Origin of the sequence: Cellulomonas biazotea (assembly GCF_004306155.1) — a bacterium.
Lineage (GTDB): Bacteria > Actinomycetota > Actinomycetes > Actinomycetales > Cellulomonadaceae > Cellulomonas > Cellulomonas biazotea.
The window spans coordinates 1-940 of sequence record NZ_BIMR01000471.1; the positions used below are offsets into that span (position 1 = coordinate 1).

General features: G+C 72.9%; 1 protein-coding gene. It reads right to left on the reverse strand.

The features are described from left to right. Window positions 1-14 precede the first annotated feature (14 nt). Entirely contained in the window at window positions 15-602 is a 588-nt protein-coding gene (locus CBZ_RS20225) for an HdeD family acid-resistance protein (protein ID WP_130783212.1), read from the reverse strand. Window positions 603-940: the final 338 nt, after the last annotated feature.

Here is a 940-nt window from a genome sequence, read left to right on the forward strand (position 1 = left end):
CCCGCCCCCGCCCCTCACACGACGGCCGAGCCCCGGCCGACCTGCTGCGCGAACGACCGCGTCGCGAAGCCGCTGATCACCAGCACGACCCCGCCGACGAACGCGTACAGGCCCAGCAGCACCACGACGACCGTGAGCGACTCCTGCGGGTTGATGACGAGCAGCAGCCCGAACAGGAACGCGACGAGCCCGAACGTCAGCACCCAGTACCAGCCGATGTCGCGCGCCCGGTACAGCACCACCGAGGCGATGACCGCGAGCACGCCCAGCACCAGCACCCACAAGGAGATGAGGTAGAAGATCACCGCGATCGTCGGGCCCGGCCACACGAGCGCGATCACGCCGAACGCGATGCCGACGAGCCCGGCCACGGCCCACCAGCCCGCCCCCTTCTCCTTGCGGTTGCCGAGCCACTGGCCCAGCGCGATCACGCCGTCGATGATCGCGAACAGGCCGTAGACCCAGACGAGCGCCTTCACCGTGCCGAGGGGCTGGATGAGCATGAGCAGCCCCAGCACCAGCAGCACGGCTCCGCGCAGGACGGGCAGCCACCAGATCTTGCGGAGCGTCGTCTCGACGTCCGCCCCCACCTCGTCGACCACGTGACCTCCAGCGGGCACCAGCCCACGGGGCACCTCGCGGGACCGCACCCGCTCGCCACGGTGACCCTCGTCGCCACGCTAGACCCGACGATCCGGACCAAGCGCGACGAACACGCCAGCCCGGGGAGTCCACATCGGCGCAGGTCCCGGCCAGGCCGGGCCGCCCTGCCTAGACTCGCCGGTATGCCCGCGACGCCGACGCCCGCCGGCCGTGCGGCCGCCGTCGACGCGGACCGTGCGGCCGTCGCGCGCACCCCGGGCGGGACGCCGTCGGCGGACGACACGCAGGTCGTCGTCGAGGACGTCCCCGCGGTCCGGGTCCACCACCCGAGCGACCT